The 16,443-nt window shown below is 39.2% G+C and carries 20 protein-coding genes, 2 pseudogenes and 1 other annotated feature (1 of these 23 only partly in view); of the genes and pseudogenes, 13 read left to right on the plus strand and 9 right to left on the minus strand.

Annotated features, from left to right (window positions below; translation table 11 throughout):
• Positions 1 to 59, minus strand: a binding site (T-box leader); it reaches 149 nt to the left of the window's first position.
• Positions 60 to 215: 156 nt separating this feature from the next.
• Together ACN6MY_RS14880 and ACN6MY_RS14885 are read left to right on the plus strand one after the other, a co-directional pair.
• The gene (locus ACN6MY_RS14880) at positions 216 to 743 is read left to right on the plus strand and encodes a shikimate kinase (protein ID WP_419880896.1); all 528 of its coding nucleotides are present in this window, start codon (positions 216 to 218) and stop codon (positions 741 to 743) included.
• Positions 744 to 1,247: 504 nt separating this feature from the next.
• A complete protein-coding gene (locus ACN6MY_RS14885) occupies positions 1,248 to 1,721 on the plus strand; it encodes a DinB family protein (protein WP_419880897.1) in 474 nt (157 codons plus the stop codon).
• Between the two features lie 300 nt (positions 1,722 to 2,021).
• Here ACN6MY_RS14885 and ACN6MY_RS14890 read toward each other — a convergent pair whose 3' ends face one another.
• Positions 2,022 to 2,231, minus strand: coding sequence for a hypothetical protein (locus tag ACN6MY_RS14890; RefSeq protein ID WP_419880898.1), 210 nt, complete (start codon positions 2,229 to 2,231; stop codon positions 2,022 to 2,024).
• Between the two features lie 194 nt (positions 2,232 to 2,425).
• On the opposite strand from ACN6MY_RS14890, the pseudogene ACN6MY_RS14895 reads away from it, so the two are divergent.
• The 5 genes and pseudogenes from ACN6MY_RS14895 (at position 2,426) to ACN6MY_RS14915 (ending at position 4,661) form a co-directional block, all read left to right on the plus strand.
• Positions 2,426 to 3,038 (plus strand): annotated as a pseudogene (locus ACN6MY_RS14895) (LysE/ArgO family amino acid transporter).
• A 375-nt stretch (positions 3,039 to 3,413) separates the two neighbouring features.
• Positions 3,414 to 3,608 carry a CidA/LrgA family protein gene (locus ACN6MY_RS14900; RefSeq protein ID WP_419880899.1) on the plus strand — a complete coding sequence of 65 codons (195 nt, stop codon included), beginning with the start codon at positions 3,414 to 3,416 and terminating at the stop codon, positions 3,606 to 3,608.
• A 5-nt stretch (positions 3,609 to 3,613) separates the two neighbouring features.
• The gene (locus tag ACN6MY_RS14905) at positions 3,614 to 3,757 is read left to right on the plus strand and encodes a hypothetical protein (protein ID WP_419884179.1); all 144 of its coding nucleotides are present in this window, start codon (positions 3,614 to 3,616) and stop codon (positions 3,755 to 3,757) included.
• Positions 3,754 to 4,085: pseudogene (locus tag ACN6MY_RS14910) on the plus strand (LrgB family protein). The gene ACN6MY_RS14905 and the pseudogene ACN6MY_RS14910 overlap by 4 nt, the downstream one beginning before the upstream one ends.
• 291 nt (positions 4,086 to 4,376) lie before the next feature.
• The gene (locus tag ACN6MY_RS14915) at positions 4,377 to 4,661 is read left to right on the plus strand and encodes a hypothetical protein (RefSeq protein ID WP_419880900.1); all 285 of its coding nucleotides are present in this window, start codon (positions 4,377 to 4,379) and stop codon (positions 4,659 to 4,661) included.
• A gap of 341 nt (positions 4,662 to 5,002) precedes the next feature.
• Here ACN6MY_RS14915 and ACN6MY_RS14920 read toward each other — a convergent pair whose 3' ends face one another.
• On the minus strand, positions 5,003 to 5,368 hold the full coding sequence (locus ACN6MY_RS14920) for a winged helix-turn-helix transcriptional regulator (RefSeq protein ID WP_090990573.1): 366 nt from the start codon (positions 5,366 to 5,368) through the stop codon (positions 5,003 to 5,005).
• 230 nt (positions 5,369 to 5,598) lie between these two features.
• Here ACN6MY_RS14920 and ACN6MY_RS14925 point away from each other — a divergent pair, with 230 nt between their 5' ends.
• Positions 5,599 to 5,730 carry a hypothetical protein gene (locus tag ACN6MY_RS14925; RefSeq protein WP_419880901.1) on the plus strand — a complete coding sequence of 44 codons (132 nt, stop codon included), beginning with the start codon at positions 5,599 to 5,601 and terminating at the stop codon, positions 5,728 to 5,730.
• 39 nt (positions 5,731 to 5,769) lie between these two features.
• On the opposite strand, the gene ACN6MY_RS14930 is transcribed toward ACN6MY_RS14925, so the two are convergent.
• Entirely contained in the window at positions 5,770 to 6,144 is a 375-nt protein-coding gene (locus ACN6MY_RS14930) for a nucleotide excision repair endonuclease (protein WP_419880902.1), read from the minus strand.
• 303 nt (positions 6,145 to 6,447) lie between these two features.
• On the opposite strand from ACN6MY_RS14930, the gene ACN6MY_RS14935 reads away from it, so the two are divergent.
• The gene (locus ACN6MY_RS14935) at positions 6,448 to 6,903 is read left to right on the plus strand and encodes a DUF6141 family protein (RefSeq protein ID WP_419880903.1); all 456 of its coding nucleotides are present in this window, start codon (positions 6,448 to 6,450) and stop codon (positions 6,901 to 6,903) included.
• Between the two features lie 96 nt (positions 6,904 to 6,999).
• On the opposite strand, the gene ACN6MY_RS14940 is transcribed toward ACN6MY_RS14935, so the two are convergent.
• The 3 genes from ACN6MY_RS14940 to ACN6MY_RS14950 form a co-directional block, all read right to left on the minus strand.
• Entirely contained in the window at positions 7,000 to 7,440 is a 441-nt protein-coding gene (locus tag ACN6MY_RS14940; protein WP_419880904.1) for a peptidylprolyl isomerase, read from the minus strand.
• A gap of 174 nt (positions 7,441 to 7,614) precedes the next feature.
• Entirely contained in the window at positions 7,615 to 8,583 is a 969-nt protein-coding gene (locus tag ACN6MY_RS14945) for a carbohydrate kinase family protein (RefSeq protein WP_419880905.1), read from the minus strand.
• A gap of 104 nt (positions 8,584 to 8,687) precedes the next feature.
• A complete protein-coding gene (locus ACN6MY_RS14950; protein WP_419880906.1) occupies positions 8,688 to 8,912 on the minus strand; it encodes a spore germination protein in 225 nt (74 codons plus the stop codon).
• Between the two features lie 533 nt (positions 8,913 to 9,445).
• On the opposite strand from ACN6MY_RS14950, the gene ACN6MY_RS14955 reads away from it, so the two are divergent.
• The 3 genes from ACN6MY_RS14955 to ACN6MY_RS14965 all read left to right on the plus strand — a co-directional run bounded on the left by ACN6MY_RS14955 (position 9,446) and on the right by ACN6MY_RS14965 (position 11,999).
• Positions 9,446 to 9,871, plus strand: coding sequence for a DUF4064 domain-containing protein (locus ACN6MY_RS14955; protein ID WP_419880907.1), 426 nt, complete (start codon positions 9,446 to 9,448; stop codon positions 9,869 to 9,871).
• A 338-nt stretch (positions 9,872 to 10,209) separates the two neighbouring features.
• On the plus strand, positions 10,210 to 10,698 hold the full coding sequence (locus tag ACN6MY_RS14960; RefSeq protein WP_419880908.1) for a hypothetical protein: 489 nt from the start codon (positions 10,210 to 10,212) through the stop codon (positions 10,696 to 10,698).
• Between the two features lie 425 nt (positions 10,699 to 11,123).
• Entirely contained in the window at positions 11,124 to 11,999 is an 876-nt protein-coding gene (locus tag ACN6MY_RS14965) for a proline iminopeptidase-family hydrolase (RefSeq protein ID WP_419880909.1), read from the plus strand.
• 67 nt (positions 12,000 to 12,066) lie between these two features.
• Here ACN6MY_RS14965 and ACN6MY_RS14970 read toward each other — a convergent pair whose 3' ends face one another.
• Complete coding sequence (locus tag ACN6MY_RS14970) at positions 12,067 to 12,396, minus strand: hypothetical protein (protein ID WP_419880910.1); 330 nt, start codon at positions 12,394 to 12,396, stop codon at positions 12,067 to 12,069.
• A gap of 269 nt (positions 12,397 to 12,665) precedes the next feature.
• On the minus strand, positions 12,666 to 13,520 hold the full coding sequence (locus ACN6MY_RS14975) for an STAS domain-containing protein (RefSeq protein WP_419880911.1): 855 nt from the start codon (positions 13,518 to 13,520) through the stop codon (positions 12,666 to 12,668).
• A gap of 246 nt (positions 13,521 to 13,766) precedes the next feature.
• Between ACN6MY_RS14975 and ACN6MY_RS14980 the strand changes: the two genes are divergently transcribed.
• Positions 13,767 to 15,185: an amino acid permease gene (locus ACN6MY_RS14980; RefSeq protein ID WP_419880912.1), complete on the plus strand. Its 1,419-nt coding sequence runs from the start codon at positions 13,767 to 13,769 to the stop codon at positions 15,183 to 15,185.
• Positions 15,186 to 15,695: 510 nt separating this feature from the next.
• Here the strand turns inward: ACN6MY_RS14980 and ACN6MY_RS14985 are convergent.
• On the minus strand, positions 15,696 to 16,358 hold the full coding sequence (locus tag ACN6MY_RS14985; RefSeq protein ID WP_419880913.1) for a phosphatase PAP2 family protein: 663 nt from the start codon (positions 16,356 to 16,358) through the stop codon (positions 15,696 to 15,698).
• Between the last annotated feature and the right edge of the window lie 85 nt (positions 16,359 to 16,443).

The following is a 16,443-nucleotide window of genomic DNA, read 5'->3' on the forward strand; positions in this document are numbered from 1 at the left end:
CCCACCAGCTCTCTGTTACAGGGAGATAAGAAACTACTAATTCCTGTCATAACTTGTATGTTTTTGAATTTTCTTTATATTCTACCTTGAATATTTTAAAATAACAATCAATTAACAAATATTTATTCTTGATCTATTAAGGCTTTTACAAAATCCTTTGTATATACTATACTTTTATTACTTTAAAGTGCTGATGACTGAAAAGAGGGTTCGGAATGAAACATAATATAATTCCTGCGGGAGTACAAAGTATTGTATTAATAGGATTTATGGGTGCCGGCAAAACTACGGCCGGAAAAAAATTGGCTGAAATGCTTCATAGAAATTTCGTTGATATTGATGAGGAAATAGAAAAGGAATTTCAGCTGCCTGCCGCAGAAATTTTCAGTAAATATGGCGAGAAGACGTTTCGTGAAAAAGAAAAAGAGTTAATCAGACGCTTCAGCCAAAAAGAGATGTACGTTATTTCTGTGGGGGGCGGCGCCTTTTTGCAAAAAGAAATCCGGGATATATGCCTGGCTCATTGCACTGTTATTTTTATTGAGATGTCCTGGGACTTCTGGAAAGAAAGAATTCCATTAATTATCGGCACCAGGCCTGTCCTGCAAGACAAAACGATGGAGCAAATACGCAAGCTGTTTATAGCCCGCCAGGAAATATACACCTATCACCATCATAAAATTTCCGCAGATACTTTGAACGCTGAAGAAGCAGCAGCTGCCATAGCAAAAATAATAGAATAACAGATATCACTGGAAGTTTAAGGATTGCCCGCCTCCCATTATTCGCAAATTCCTTCTTTTTTTAATCCAGCTGCAGGCGCTGTTCTATTCGCTGCTCTCTTTTTTTATTATTGCAGGAGAAAGATTGGCAACCTTTATCCAGAAACATGGGATTCATTAAGAGTTTGCAAGTAAACAAATGTATCGAATCTTTTATAGCTACCATGAAAATATCAAATTCCAGAATATAGGAACAAATATCAGCAACGCAAGGCAAATAACTGCTGCCTGCTTCGATTGTTTAATAATTCTGCTTTCTACTAATGGCCGCCAGCTTTACTATCCTTTCATTGTTAATCTTGACGCTCCATATAGGCCAAAAGAATTGCACATGATAGGCTGACTGAGTTTTTCTCAGACACTGCTACTCTTTCTTTTATTTTTCTTTTAATCGATTCCACCATTATGTTATATTCAATCTGGCAGACAGGATTGAAAACAGTCTGATTATAGGGAGGGATCTTTTTGGAAGATTTGATTTTCCGCCATATGGAAACCGTTCGCGGCATTACTGAGAACTTGATAAAAAAATTTCCGGAAGAAACGGCAGACATCGTCCCAGAGGGCTTTAACAACAGCATCCGATGGAACTTCGGGCACATTGCCTTTATTCAGGAAAAGCTTGTTTTTGGGCTATTAGGTAAAGAAGGCGGCCTGCCGGAAGAATATGAAGAGTTTTTTAAAGCCGGTTCAAAGCCTGCTGACTGGTCGGATGCTCCGCCTTCGATGTCAGAGATTGCTGATGAACTTTCAAAGCAAAAAAGCAGGATCCGCTCTTTCCTTGAAAGCAGCATGGATATAAAATTTCCTGAACCATTCACAAATAAAGCTGGCATAAAGCTATATACTTCCGGAGAAGCATTCTTATTTAGTTTTTTTCATGAAGCAATGCATATTGAAACCATTAAACTCATTTATAGAAAAATTTCATCACAATAAGGTAACAGCAATTTCTGTTATTTTATTGAAAGTTCTATTATTCTTTTATGTTAATTAATGCTTGCTTTTCGCGCCGCTCAATTATTGGACAAAACCGGATAGAACTTTAACAAAACGTATCAAAAAAAGGCAGCTTCTTTTCATAGCTGTCTTTTCTAATTATTATATGGGCGCTGAACCACTTCGAAAAGCAGAGATACAGACAGACTATAAGAACCTTTCAATTCTTTAGCAAAAGCATCAATATCGGCCATTGAGCGTATTGGTAATTAGCTGCACCCTACTCATACTGCATGCTTATTAAAAAGGCAGGTTATCCGGAAAAACTGGTTTTAGCTGTCTCACAATCCTTGTGATGTCATGCTCACCATTGTAAATTACTTTGTCAACGGTGAATTCTGCATGTTCTTCTTTAATCCTCTGAATCCATTCATATGCAGAAATCGCTGCCGTTTCATCTGGATTTTTTTTATAATCAGAGAGCTTTACTGAGAAAGAGCTCTTTCTCATAAACCTTCCTCCCTTGCTGTTCATATACACTTCGATACTTATATCCATTTTTCACCTGCTTTAGATTTTTTGCTTCAGTTCAATTCAGGAAAAATACCCTTTTTATGGCACCCGTACATTTATTTATTCGCTTAAAGACAGTTTCCCATCCATGCTTTACACTATAAGTATCTTAAAAACCCGGAGGTTCATCCATGCTTGCAGCAATTATCCATGGTTTTATCCTTTCATTTGGCTTAATCCTTCCATTAGGCGTCCAGAATATATTTGTATTCAATCAAGGAGCCCTTCAGCCCAGATTTTCAAAAGCTATGCCTGTCATTTTAACGGCAGCAATATGTGACACCTTGCTCATCTCAATAGCAATACTAGGTGTCTCCGTCATGGTTTTGGAATACACACCGATTAAGCTTGCACTCTATTCTGGGGGCATTTTCTTCTTGATTTTTATGGGATTTGTAACATGGAAAAGCAAACCTAAACCTGCTGAAGGCGCAGCTGTTTCAGAATTAAGCGCCAAAAAACAGATAACTTTTGCTTTATCTGTTTCCCTGCTGAATCCTCATGCCATATTGGATACGGCTGGAGTGATCGGTACCAGCTCCCTGCATTATGAAGGAGCTTCAAAATTGGCATTTGGCTGCACGAGCATTTTTGTATCCTGGCTTTGGGATCAATGGACTAGGCATAGCTGGCCGATTAACTGGCAAACTTGATCAGTCCGGAAAAATTCTGAATTTGCTGAATAAAGTTTCTGCACTAGTAATGTGGTGCACCGCCATTTATCTGGGTGCATCACTTTTATGATATGACTCTGTTAAATTTATTGATTTCCGGCTGCAGGAGTCTAGCACCTCCCCCTCAATCAACAATTGGTCAAAAATCAACATAGAGCTTTAACAAAGCTTATGATATAAAAGGGAAGACATATTTCTTTCCTTTCTTGATTGCAGCTATTACTAAAAAGTAGTGAAAATAGAGGTACATTAGTAACAGCAGAACCACGGTAGCTTTCATAAAAGCCTCTTAAGGAATTTTCTTGAACGGAGGGTTAGAACTCTTTTTTTCGTCTATTTCGAATCAGTGAAACTTCATATGCAAGATTATTGCAGATGCTGCACATTTGCCGTTGTTATTTTGTGAATGTCTTCACATATTAATTGAAGGTGATGTTTATCAAAAATGAAATGGATAAAAAAAGTGCTTCAAATTATTTTTATTTCCCTTTTTCTGGCTGCCGGAGAGATTTTGTCCGGTTTCCTGCATTTTCCTATCCCTGGTAGCATTGTTGGCTTGCTGCTATTATTTTTATTCTTGCAGCTTAAATGGATAAAAATCAAATGGGTAGAGCAGAACTTGGGGCATCCTGGCTTATAGCTGATATGCTGCTATTCTTTATCCCTTCTGCTGTTCGCTTCATCCAATATAAGAAAATCATGGGCCTCCAAGTTATAAAAATCATGTTGGTAATTGCGTTAAGAGCCTTTACGGCAATAGACTCTTCTATCCTTTTGACACATGGATGAAGCTCAGCCCTTCTCTGATTATAAGCTTGGTACCGCGTTCGATCACCACTCCAATCGCTATGAATATATCATCTTCTATTGGAGGAGTACCTGCCATGATAGCTGTATATGTCATCATTGCAGGATTGACCAAAACAGTATTAGGGCCAATATTAATGCGATTGACGCATATTAACACCCCGCTATGGGGCTTCTTCTTGGAATGGGAGCACGTGCAGGAACCTCAAAGGCTTATGAAATCGGAGAACTAGAAGGCACATTTGCTAGTTTGGCAATTGTAATTGCTGCTATTAACAGCATTATTCTTCTTTCTGTTCTTTTTCATTAGAACATCTGCCTGTTAATTGATCACAGAAAGAGCATTTTTTTTAAAATCCTATTTCCTTATCCTAATGTGCATCACAAAAGAGGTTCATCGTTTATGCTATAAGAAATTCAAGCTTTAAAAGTTGTTTTTCATTTTGTTTTTTAGTCCGGTTTTCTGAATAATTCCCCCTTTATTCTGCCATTATCCTGGTAAATCAGCAAAAATTATTCTATTTGATCTCGCAACTAAGAATTTATCTGTACCCTCCTGAATAAATATAACTACATACCCAAAAAAAGGAGGCATTTAAATATGAGCATCTCTTTTTCTGAACTTCAAATTGCAGCCAAAAGGCTTGATAATCTTCATACTCTAATATCAACTTGGGAAACCATGTCAAATGCTAGTGATACAGAAGTAGAATTGTTAAATATCATTGATCATTTAACTAGAGTTTCTTCAATGCTTTGTACTGTTATTAAAGATGACCTTGCAGATGAAACAGACGATCCAGCAGGTTATATTGCCAGAAAAATCACGATCTCCGAAGAAGCTATAAACTGTTACCTTTTGCAAAAACAGAAATTTCAGCTCTAAAGTGCCTACGAAGCTCTTTAGGGCTTCTTTTTTTATGGTCATTTTACTGCCTGCTATAATACTATGTAACCCCAAAAAACTTACTTCCCCATCAAATAGCTCTTTTTTTCAAAAATAAGACTCTGTTAAACTTGCCTGTTGATTTCCGCTACACACGCAATACTCCCGGGGGCGTTCGCCGAGCCTCCTCATAGCTTGGCTCCTGTGGGGTCTCGCCTGTTACGCTAATCCCCCAGGAGTCAAGCGAATCCGCTGCAATCAACAAAGTGCAGAAATCAACCATGTCCTTTAACAAAGCCAAAAATAAAAAACCTCTGCATGCAGAGATTTTCCTTTGTTATCTATTTAATTGACTTTGATGTGTCTATGCTGTTTTCCAGTACTGTTTCCATATAATTTTTCCCCCAGCTGTACATGGAGTCAAGGATTGGCATAAGTGTCCAGCCCTGCTCTGTCAGCGAATATTCCACTTTGGGAGGGACGACTGGATAAACCTTCCTTGAAACAATTAAATCTTCTTCCAGCTCGCGAAGCTGATTGACAAGCATTCTTTGGGTTATGCCGGGCATGAGGGCCTTAAGCTCCCCGAACCTCTTTGTTCCCTGTTTCCCCAAGTGCCACAGTATCAGCATTTTCCACTTTCCGCCTATTACAGAAAGAGTAAGCTCTTTTTCACAGTTAAACATTTTATCTTGCATCCGGGACATATCTGCACCTCCAGCTATGATGATACCATATAACAGCCTTTATGGCCCTGTATAAGAACTGCCCCTTCATTTCCTCCAGCTTTGTAAGCTTATCGCTGGCTTAAGAATTTAGGTTCAATTGCTAAGCAGAGAGACAAAAGAAAACACAAAAACTTTAAGCGAGATATGAAAAAGAGGTATAATGAAGAGGCTACACCTTTAACGATTTCAAAAAATGGTGGTGACTTTCCATGAAGAATCGAGAGAGAAAGCGCAAAAAGAAACGTTTCATTCTTAAAGATTATTTGAATGGAAAACTGAAAAATTGGAAGCCTAAATCAGAAAAAGCGCCTTTGTCAAACAATAAAACAATCGATGAATAAAAACCAGGGAGATGCTTAGGCATCTCCCTGGTTTTTTTATTATCTGAAAAATACTTTATCGATGTTGTATTTCGCTTTTAATTCATTAATAATAAAGGTTTCATATATTTCTCTGTCTGTCGGGTCTTCCACAATGCATACATCAATTCTGTAAATTTCAGCACGATGGTTTTTAACAGGCGAAACTGCATCTTCAAGATGCTTTTTTACTCGCTGGCGCAGCTTTCTTGCTTTCCCTGTGAAAAGCAGCTCGTCATCCCTATTGAAAAACATGAATATTCCGGCTTTGTCCCTTGGTATTTCATGAAGATCAATAAAGCCGCTGATGCTTGGTATTTCATGTTCTCCCTCTTCTGCCTGCTGCTTTCTTTGTTTAATTGAAATATCGGTTTGCGGTATTTGTATTTTTATCAATTTGTTCACGTCCTCTTATTAGTTAAGGATTTATAGTAACACATGACAGCATGAAAATCCATTCGCGCATTAAGGTTTTCCTTCACAAAAAAAGGCTTTTTTCTTTAGGCTCTTTCGTAAGGATTGTTTCTACCTTAATAACACAATTTTTACTTTTTATGGTATTTTATTTTATAGTAGCCTATATTTAACTAAAAGAGCAGATTTTGTTTAACAAGAAAGGAGTGGATAAAAATTAGTAAAGACTGTGATTCTGTTTTATATCGGGAAGTTCAACGACCAAGAAAATTATTATATATCATAGTGATAATTTTGGTTTCAGGCATTTTTTGGTGGGGGTTTATCCAACAGATTATTTACGGAATTCAATTCGGAGACAAACCGGCGTCGGATATTGAGTTGGTAATAACTTGGGTTTTGTTCGGTCTGATAATACCCTTATTAGCGTTCCAAGTTAAGTTGATAACTGAAGTCCGTGGAGATGGGTTATATATAAAATTTGTCCCCTTCAATTTCGGATACCGGGTTTTTCATTATCAAAGTATTCGGGATTATAAAAGTGTTTCTTTTAGTTCGCTAAAACGTTTTGGAGGTTGGGGGATTCGTATTAATCTAAATGGAGAACACCTTTATAATATTACAGGAAGAGAGGGTGTCGAATTAAGGTTAGCTTCAGGAGACATTGTTATAATAGGCTCAAAAAATTCTGATGAACTCAAAAAGGCATTAGATTTATCTTCCATCGGTAATACTAAATAAATAATCTTCGTGATTCTTCTAAGAAAAAAGAGATTTTTATCGAACGAAAACAGCCTAAAAAAAGAGGAAGCATCTGCTCCCTCTCTTTAACTCGGATTATTCAGCGTCAAAAACTTCGACTTTTTCCATTTTGTCTCCGTTTTTCATGTTTCTTGCTGTTTCAAGTCCGGACGTCACTTTTCCGAATACAGTATGAACACCATTTAAATGCGACTGTGGCTCATGTACTACAAAAAATTGGCTTGATCCAGTGTCTTTGCCTGCATGTGCCATTGATAAGCTCCCTGCTTCATGCTTATGAGGATTGCCTTCTGTTTCGCACTTGATTGTTGTGCCGCTGCCTCCCATTCCAGTTCCAGTCGGATCTCCTCCCTGGCTGACAAAGCCCGGAATGACGCGGTGGAAGATTACTCCATTATAAAATCCTGTATTTGCAAGGTTTTCAAAGTTTGCTACCGTATTAGGCGCTTCATTTGGGAACAAGTCAAATTCGATTTTTTCTCCATTTTCCATCAATATGTATCCTTTTTTAGCCATTAAAAACATCTCCTTTATAATTGAATCAGTCCCTATAATACCATTATTTTTCGAGGAAAGAAAAGTCTTGTGCCTTCCTTTAGAAGAATACAAGCTGAAAAGCTCTTTTTTAATGTGAATTTCAAAACAAACCACACCTTAACAAACCATTCACCTTAAAATCGCTTAATAAGCCTATCCGCGGATAAGTCTTTCGATCTTTGCTTTGTCTGGGAGTGCAGAAATAGCACCTTTTCCTGTTGTTGTAAGTGCTCCTGCAGCATTGGCAAAATCAAGGATTTCTTTTTGATGGTCTTCAAATATTTGTCCGAGGTTCCCGCATTCTGCCTTTTTATCCAAAAGTTTAAAAAGAAGTCCTGCTATGAAAGCATCGCCTGCACCTGTTGTATCCATAACTTCAACGGCAAACCCGGTTGAAGTGAATTTGTTATTTTTTAAATACAGATCTGCACCGCTTCCTCCCTTTGTAAATACTACAGCTTGGACATCTCCTTTGAATAAAGAAGCAATTCCTTGTTCAACGTCTGATATTCCTGTAATGAACTCCAATTCTTCATCAGATAATTTCACAATATGTGCCATCGGGATAAAATCTAGGATAGCTGACCTGCACTCTTCAGGATCGTCCCAAAGAGGCAGGCGCACATTTGGGTCAAAACTGATTAAACTTCCTGCAGTTTTCGCCTGCTGAATCGTGTGAAAATGGGCCTGCTTCATAGGGCTTTCAACCAAATCAACAGAGCAAAAATGAAGTATATCACCCTTGTTATAGACAATACCGCTTATTTCATCTTTATTAAGCAGCAAGTCTGCAGATGGTTTGCGGTAAAAGGAAAAGTCTCTTTCCCCATCTTCCCTCAATGATACAAAAGCCAGGCCGGTATTGGCTTCACGTGTCCTTTTGATATACTCTGTCTCTACACCTGCTTCTTTCAAAGTTTCAAGCAGAAAATCTCCAAAAGCATCTTCACCGAGTTTGGTAATCATCGATGACCTGCCTCCCCATTTAGCTGCTGCAGCTGCGACATTTGCAGGAGCACCGCCCGGAGCACGTTCAAATGCTGCTACGTCCTTAAGCTCCCTCCCTTTTTGAATAGGGATAAAGTCAATTAACAGTTCACCGATTGAAAATAATGTTCCCATATTTTACACCCCGCCTGAATATTCTTATGTTAGCTACAACTATAAGTTAAATATTCAAATGTGTAAATTAACAGGGCTTTTACCAAAAGTATTTTAAGGATTGCTTACCCGTCATTTTTTTTTACTAATTCAGAAACGAACGTTTTCATACAGCAATACGCTGGTGAATAACTCCCGAATGTCTGGCATAAGCCAGCAATTTTAAAATTAGCTGTATGGCTGTTTTGGACTGTTCGGCCAAAATTAATATTCGCATTCCCGGAAATCTCATTAACTGCAAAATTCTCAACTTGTATGCTGTTTTTCATAATATTCCCCTTCTTTTCCATTGGCTATTTCGTAAACTTTGCTGCTATGGAACAAGGCGGCTGATCCCTCTCCAGGATGCTCGCTTTCCTTATTACAGGCGGTGAGCCTGCCTCAGCTGAGTCTCTCACCTTGCGCTCCAATCAACCTAATTTAAAAATGAGATCGCCTCATAGAACCATTAATAAACAACAATTTTTTAGAAAAGAGCCTTTCCATTAGTGTATGTACAACTTAATAATCTGTTTGATGAACATGTCTGTATTTTTTATAAAAACAATACAAGTAATGATACTTTCCCATTGTTTTGCATATACATGCTTGGACAGTCAAAATCATAACTCATCATAGGCTGATGAAACGGAATCTTCCATTGCTGCAATCTATTGAGAATATTAAATTTTATTACAAAAATTGGTAGTTTTATAACTGTTGTTATAATCAGAAAATATTTGTTAATAAGAATCTGATTGCCTTCTGCAGCTCAATTTCCGTCCAATCGCCATGAAAACAAAACCGTACACGCTTTAAAACAGTCATAAGGAGGAATCAACGAATGAAACGAAAAGCCGAATCTATTTTAGGAATTATAGGAATTGTCTTATCTGTACTTTTAGCCCTTTTAGGCATTTTGATGCTTGTCATCGACATTAATACGGATTTCCTGCAAAATCAAATTGACACAGCGGTCTCCAGTAATCCTTCCATTGATACTGCTGATCTGAATGAAACACTTTCTTTAGTGAATAAAATGGGCTGGATGCTTACAATTTCCTCTTTATTAGGAGCAGGCGCTGGCCTGGCGGGGGTTCTGTTTCTTAAAAGGCAGCGAATAAAAGTAGCTGGCTCGTGCTTTCTAATAGGTACTGCGGCTATTGGACTTATCTCCTTGGGAGTCGGGTTCCTTCCTGCTCTTTTGTTCTTAATTGCAGGAATTATGAGCTTTGCCCGGAAAGATAATAACGCATATCTTCAACCATGAATGATTCCTTTTAATAAATAGTCTCCATGACTCTGAAAAGTAAGTAAGCCTCTGCCGCACCTGCTGGCAAGAGGCTTATATTTATTTCCCTGGATAATCAGGAAGTAAATCCGTCAGAAGGAAACAGCATTCAAGTGAATGGCAATGCCACTTATCGCTGTCTGAACTGAGGGGTTTATTTTTACGAGTTGATAGCTCATTTCCAGAATCACTTTCTATGGATGTTTATGATCTCAAAACAGCCCAAAGCAAAGACTTATAAATCTTTTCCAGCATGCTGCATATACTGTAGCGTTCTTCTGCCTTACCCAAGTTTTTTTAAAAAGGAGAGATTACATTTGGCGAATCCTCAAGATTCAAGTGTCAGCCTGCCTTCTCCATCGATATGGTCCATACATGCTGACATTGCCGGAAGGCCAGTCATTTGGGGTTTTCTAACTATTAACTCGATAAGCGGCCGTAAGGTAAGCGGCACAATCAATTTTCGCGGTAAACCCCAGCCCATAGAAGGATATTGGAATGAAGGAGCTCTTCAGATTACGTTTAATTCTCCATATGCTTTCTTCACAGGAAATCTTACCATGTTTGATGACGCTCCTATCAGTACCCGCCATTTTCTCTTAAGCGGCCGCCTCGTCATGAAGCACCCATCGCCTCAAGCAGGGCAATCTGGCACATGGGTGGCTTCGGCTGATGTCAATACAAAACTTTATCCTGAGGCTGGAAAAAAACTTTTAGCTCAATCAAGCAAAACCCTTCCTCCAGTTGGTGTATTTTTAACGTCAGATTTAAGATATCGTCTTCCGCAGCAAAGCTCACGGATTTAACCGCGGTGCGTCAAGGCTATAAGAAAAAGTATAATGCGGTGTAATCAGAATAAAATATCCTGCCCGCCAAATACTTTTTCTTTTTTATTTTTTAGTTTCTTTTCAATTCAAAAACAGCTGGATTTTACATGCCCTCTCCTGCTTGTCTTCTTAAAGTTTTCCCTGTTATGATAGAAGAGAACATTTACATATCTAGGGTGAACAACAAGTTTACATAATTCAATTATGAAACACCCTTTACACAAACCTGTACTTCTAACAACCTTTATTTGACGGAATCGAAAACCTGAGAAATAGCCAAGAAAAAACACTTCAGCTTGTGAAGGCAAATTTTAGACATTGAACTAATATGTATGAAAATGAGTGGTACTCATGGGGCAATGGAGTGCCGAAGCAAAATGAAAAAAGGCAAAGGAGCGGATATTATGAATATTGATGTTGGATTTATTGAAGTACCAGGGGGCAAAGTCTGGTATCGTATAGCCGGTGGAAACAGCAGCAGTACTCCTCTTTTGGTTCTCCACGGCGGACCTGGTTCTGTACATGATCCGCTGACTGCCCTTGATGCAATCACTGCAGATAGACCTGTTATATATTATGATCAACTGGGGTCCGGGAATTCAGATCGGCCTTCAGAGCCTGAGTTATGGAATCTGAACCGATTTATCGAGGAGCTTGATTGTGTCATTACTTTTCTCGGTTTCCCTCAAGTCCACCTTCTAGGCCACTCATGGGGTACAATGCTTGCCGCTGCTTATTTATTAGAACGAAAGCCAGCAGCAGTCCAAAGTGTCATCTTCTCCAGCCCCTGCCTAAGCGCAAAACTTTGGAAAAGCGATGCTGACCGGCTGCTAAAAGAGCTGCCTGCTGAAATTACGAATACCCTCGCACACTGTGAAGAACACGGGACAACAGAATCAGAAGAATACAAAAAAGCGATGAAAGCTTATTACCAGGAATTTGTATGCCGGATATCACCATGGCCGGCAGTTTTAAAGAAAAGCTCTGAAGGATCGAACAATGAGGTGTATACAAGCATGTGGGGATCTTCAGAATTTTCCCCGACAGGCACACTCAAACACTTTGATGTAACAACAAAGCTTCATGAAATCAGTATACCTGCACTATTTACCTGCGGAAGATATGATGAAGCAACACCAGAATCTACGGCGTATTACCATACACTTGTGGAAGGATCACAATTCCATGTTTTTGAAAAAAGCGCACATATGCCATATCTTGAGGAAAATGAAGAATATTTAAGGGCAGTGAAAGAATTTTTGAAATATGTTGAAAAATAAAAACAAAAGCAGGCCGGTTTTAAAATAGTCCAAATTCGGCCTGCTGTTTCGATGAAACAACAGCACTTCAAGTTGTCCTGATTTTCAGCACATAGCAGGATCCGTCACTGGCAAAATATAAATGCTCTCCTGCTGTCAGGTTAAACCGGACTCTTTGCCTATCATATAACAGCTTTTCCTCTTGTTCGAAATTTTCCAGCAGTTCTTTCGCAGGATTTATTATAATATTTACACTGTAAGGCGTCGAAACAAAGCCTTTTGGGTTAGATGTTCTCCAAGGTTTCACTTCAGTAAGCCATTCACCTTGAAGAAGCACCGATTTTGCTGTAATTTTAGATTTTCTGGTTTGTACCGACCACAGCTGCTGGCAATTGCACCGATGTATTTTCCCCTTCATCTCTCGATACCTGCTTTCCTGAATTGAAAAAATCTGTTATTACATCCTATTCGGCCGTCTGTTGAAATATTTATGAATCATACTTAACTATAAATCCTTATAGCTGAATTGCGCTTTAGGCCATATTTATGATGGAGAGGCTCACGGCTCCCCTGCCTCATTTTAAATTGAACCGGCGAAGGATTGTGCTCCATTAGATAGCAGGATTATCAATGCGTTTTTGATAAACAAAAAAGCTGACAGGGAATATGTCAGCTTTTTAATATATTTTATTCTTGTATTGTAATAATATCTTTAACAGCAAGATGCAGACTGGAAAAGGTATGGATATCCTTGAAGTCAATGCCCAGATTCACCATGGTTTGTGCAATCTCTGGACGGATTCCTGTTAATCTTGCTGAAATTCCAACAAGCTTCAGGGATGCGATGACTTTAAAAATCTGGTCGGCAACCATGGTATCGATAATAGCAACGCCTGATAGATCAATGATGATGACCTTTAAATTGTATTCTGTACCAAGCGCTAAGGCCCGCTCCATTAGCTGCTGAGCTCTTCTGGTATCCAAGTCCCCCACAAGAGGAAGAACACCAATTTCCTCAGTGACCCTTACTAGCGGGATGGAAAGCTCATAAACTGCTTTTTCGGCCACAATCAAGCTTGCAGCATGGCTCCTGGCATAAGAAAGGCTCAGCCAGTGTACAGCCTGGTCTACAACTGAATCAAACCTGGAAATATTATTAAAAAAAGATTCTAAATCAAATTGGCAGGCAATCGATTCATCTTTTATAATTTCACCAATGGTTTTCCGGTAATACCGTACCTCTTCTATGGCTAAATCCAGCGGCAGCTGCATGTCAACCAGCAGATGGACAACATTGTCTCCCCACTTTTTCAGCTGTTCAAATGTATCTTGCTTATCTTTATAAATAGAATTTGCATATATTTCTATTAAATTTTCTCTCCATTTTTTCAAGGCTTCATTTACAGTGTATGTTCCTGTATTATCATTTTTCCGCTGCAGTGCAAGTTCTGCTTTTTTACTTAAAATGCTTTCTGTTATTCTTTGCAATTGCTTATCCATATTTACTACATTCATCATATCACCTCTAATATGTAAATTCATTCTAACATATCTGCTTATTGAGGTGCCAATCCTCTGGCCCTGCAACTCTCAGCCAATATCCCGGACATTCCTTCATCACTCTGCCAAACTAAAATATTTCCATTGACTTAAAAGCATTATCGCCGTATATTATTACAGGTAAATGAATAAATTCTCACACATTTAAACCACATACTATACTATTTGAACAAAAAACATAAATCTCCTGCTGATTACTATAAAAACAACTAGAAAGGGAGAAGCAAAATGAATAATAAAAAACTTGGTTTTTGGATTTTATCAGCTCTTGTTATCGGAAATATGGTGGGTTCAGGCATATTTATGCTGCCCCGATCCTTGAGCGAAGCAGCAAGCCCTGCCGGAGTTATGTCTGCATGGCTGATTACTGGGTTAGGCGTGCTAATGACAGCCCTTGTATTTGGAAACCTTGCTATTAGAAAGCCTGATTTATCCGGGGGCCCCCAAATTTATGCAAAGGAACTTTTCAAGCCTGGTTCTCAAGCATCAACCCTATCAGGCTTTATGTCTTCATGGGGTTATTGGATTGGAAACTGGGCAGGAAATGTTGCCATTGTCACCACATTTGCCGGCTATCTGAGCACGTTCTTTCCAGTCATGGTCAATCAGAAAGCTTTATTCACAATAGGAAGCTTCACGCTTAAGACCGGAAATGCCATAACTTTTGCAGTCTGCACCATCCTGTTATGGGGAGTTCACTTCATCATTTTAAAAGGGCTTGAAACAGCTGGAAAACTTAACTTCCTGGCAACAGCAGCAAAGGTAGCGGGATTTCTTCTTTTCATTATTATCGGACTATTTGCCTTCCAAAAAGCTAATTTAACTCCATTTGCCGCTCCAATAACGGGTGAAAATGGACATGAAGTCGGGATATTCGGTCAAATCAACCATGCGGCCGTCAAAACACTTTGGGCATTCATCGGAGTGGAATCTGCCGTTGTTTTTGCATCCCGCGCCAAAAGGCAATTGGATGTTAAAAGAGCCACAACACTTGGCATGCTTGTTGCCCTTGCTATTTACATTGGCATCAGCACGCTAGTTATGGGTGTTTTGCAAAATGATGTGCTTGTATCCTCCAATAAGCCGCTGATTGATGCAATGACTGCCATTTGCGGTCCTTTGGGCGGAAAAGTGCTTGCTGGCATCGGATTAATCAGCTTATTCGGCTCAATCATCGGCTGGGTGATGCTGAGTGCAGAGGTGCCATATCAGGCAGCTCGCCAAGGATTGTTTTTGCCGGCTTTTATGAAAGTGAATAAAAAGGGGATTCCTGTATTCGCATTAGTGGTTAATAACATTTTGGGCCAGTTGTTTATTTTTTCTACCGTATCCAATACGATTTCTTCCGCCTTTGATTTTATTATTATCATTGCAACCCTATCTTACCTGGTTCCTTATTTTATTTCTTCGGTCTTTCAGCTGAAGCTGGTGGTGACTGGTGAAACCTATCACACCCTAAAAAGCAGAATACAGGATGGAATCATTGCCGGATTATCAACCATTTACTCCCTTTGGGTCATCTATGCAGGTACAGCGGATCTTAAAACCTTCATACTTGGAATGGCACTGCTTGCCAGCGGCATTGTCTTTTATAAACGGATAACACCAAAAGCAGCTCCAGCCCCATCAACAAAGCTTTCTGCATAAACCTTAAGCGAAAGGGGCTGAGTTTTGAGGCTGAACGATGTAACATCTGCCCTATAGGCTTTGTTAAAATGCATGGCAGATTGGAACATGTACGGCTCCTGAGGGATTAGCTTTACATCCGGACAAGTGCATTATACAAGCTGTCAGGAGGCCCGGCGGAACGCCACCTGAGTTCTCCGCCTTTAGAGCTTAATTTTAACAGTGTTTAAAACGGCAAAAAGCCTCCGGGAGCGGGAGGCTTTTTCATGCTGCAAACCTTCAAAATATCATCAGTTATTGCCCTGCATCTGCTTAATATTTTCCAGCGCATCTTGCACTGTCTTGAACGTTTTCAGGTCTCCGAAGGTAATTCCCAATTCTATCAGCTTAATGGCCACGGCTGATTTTATTCCGGTCAGTATAATTATCAACAATCACTGCTTATTGCTCTTAAACCAGAGACAAGAGGAATCTTAAATAAAATATTTGGATGTCTGTAAGCCTATGTAGATAGGTATCTTCTCTTTAATATCACTCAATTTCTTTGTTCTTAATTCCCGCTTGACGATCTTTATATCTTTGAAAGATCCAAATAGAAACAGTAAGCCAAAAAATGCTGGCAAAATAGGCGCCTATTACATCACTTGGATAGTGGACACCCAGATAGATTCTGCTGATGCCAATTGCTAATATCATACAAATACTGAGGAAAACAAGAATTCTCCTTCCCCATGCAGAAGGAATATGCCGCCAAAGCAAAAATGCCAGAATACCATACAGAGCTACAGCCTCCATGCTATGACCGCTTGGAAAACTAAAGCCCTGGGCATCCGCAAGTCTATGCAGGCTTGGACGGGAACGATGAAATAACATTTTCAAAACCTGATTCAGCACAGCTGTGCCGCCAATGACTGCAATAAACAGAATTAGTTCAAGCCTATGGTGCAGAAACTTATATAATACTAATAAAATCAGGATGGAAAGAATCGCGACGATTTCAGTAGATCCAATCCAGGAAAAGAATTTCATGATCCCAGTCAGCCTTGGTGCTTCGAATCCCTGGACGAAGGAAATAATGGAATCATCAAACCCTTTTACCTTATCTCCATGAACAAAAATAGAAATCAGGCCAAATACAACAATTGAAAAAATGCTCACTGCATACCCTTTTGCTAATAATTTCTTTAAATTCATACTAACTCCTTCAAATTTGCATATTTCTATACAGGATTTTTTTTATGGATTTGTGGATCTTGCCTGTTTATTTCCGCTTCCGGCA

The sequence above is a fragment of the Peribacillus sp. B-H-3 genome, assembly GCF_048572925.1.
Lineage (GTDB): Bacteria > Bacillota > Bacilli > Bacillales > DSM-1321 > Peribacillus.